At 45.0% G+C, this 1,454-nt stretch carries 2 protein-coding genes; one reads left to right on the top strand and one right to left on the bottom strand.

The window, feature by feature from the left end:
• Positions 1–80: 80 nt before the first annotated feature.
• Positions 81–599: an acetolactate synthase small subunit gene (ilvN, locus tag QT974_RS34320; protein ID WP_333472810.1), complete on the bottom strand. Its 519-nt coding sequence runs from the start codon at positions 597–599 to the stop codon at positions 81–83.
• 256 nt (positions 600–855) lie between these two features.
• Between ilvN (QT974_RS34320) and ilvN (QT974_RS34325) the strand changes: the two genes are divergently transcribed.
• Entirely contained in the window at positions 856–1,374 is a 519-nt protein-coding gene (gene ilvN, locus QT974_RS34325; protein ID WP_333472810.1) for an acetolactate synthase small subunit, read from the top strand.
• Positions 1,375–1,454 lie beyond the last annotated feature (80 nt).

The raw sequence follows: 1,454 nt of genomic DNA, 5'->3' as shown, positions 1-1,454 counted from the left end.
GTCAACAGTCAACAGTCAACAGTCAACAGTCAACAGTCAACAGTCAACAGTCAACCGTCAACCGTCAACCGTTAACTAACTTAAACTTTCGCTTCCAAAGACTTAAGAAATTCAGTATTTACCCCCGACTCCCGCGTCATGGCAATTTTTCCAGTCCGAGCAATTTCCTTAATTCCAAATCTATTTAGAACCTGGACGATCGCCACCATCTTACCCGGATCTCCGACAACTTCCAAAGTCAGCGTATCATCACCAATATCCACCACTCGCGCTCTAAAAATCTGAGCTAACTCAATTATCTCCGATCGCGTCCCGCTAGTAGCATTAACTTTCAGCAACATCAACTCCCGTTCCACACAGGGAATTTCCGTTATATCCTGAACTTTCAGCACGTTGATCAACTTGTACAGTTGCTTGGTCAACTGTTCGATAATCTGGTCATCTCCCGGTACAACCATCGTAATCCGAGACACACCCACTTGCTCCGCCGGGCCCACGGCCAGACTTTCAATATTAAAACCCCGACGCGCAAACAAACCAGCAATTCGAGTGAGGACACCCGCTTCATCTTCAACTAAAACCGAAAGAGTGTGTTTCATTTCTCCAAAAAAGATTGCATTTCGTGCAATTGTACTGTCGCCAATTCTTCTTTTAGGAGAACCGCACGCTCATTAAACTTACATTAAACAATATTAGTTGTAGTTAGTAGGGTGCGCAATGCGCACGGCCGTGCGCATTGCGCACCCTACTAACTACAACTAATATTGTTTAATGTAAGTTTAATGAGCGTGCGGTTCTCCTAAAAGAAGAATTGGCGACAGTACAATTGCACGAAATGCAATCTTTTTTGGAGAAATGAAACACACTCTTTCGGTTTTAGTTGAAGATGAAGCGGGTGTCCTCACTCGAATTGCTGGTTTGTTTGCGCGTCGGGGTTTTAATATTGAAAGTCTGGCCGTGGGCCCGGCGGAGCAAGTGGGTGTGTCTCGGATTACGATGGTTGTACCGGGAGATGACCAGATTATCGAACAGTTGACCAAGCAACTGTACAAGTTGATCAACGTGCTGAAAGTTCAGGATATAACGGAAATTCCCTGTGTGGAACGGGAGTTGATGTTGCTGAAAGTTAATGCTACTAGCGGGACGCGATCGGAGATAATTGAGTTAGCTCAGATTTTTAGAGCGCGAGTGGTGGATATTGGTGATGATACGCTGACTTTGGAAGTTGTCGGAGATCCGGGTAAGATGGTGGCGATCGTCCAGGTTCTAAATAGATTTGGAATTAAGGAAATTGCTCGGACTGGAAAAATTGCCATGACGCGGGAGTCGGGGGTAAATACTGAATTTCTTAAGTCTTTGGAAGCGAAAGTTTAAGTTAGTTAACGGTTGACGGTTGACGGTTGACTGTTGACTGTTGACTGTTGACTGTTGACTGTTGACTGTTGACTGTTGAC

The organism is Microcoleus sp. BM001215392 (assembly GCF_036700185.1).
Classification (GTDB): Bacteria; Cyanobacteriota; Cyanobacteriia; order Cyanobacteriales; family Microcoleaceae; genus Microcoleus.
This window is presented reverse-complemented; position numbering and strand designations above follow the sequence as displayed.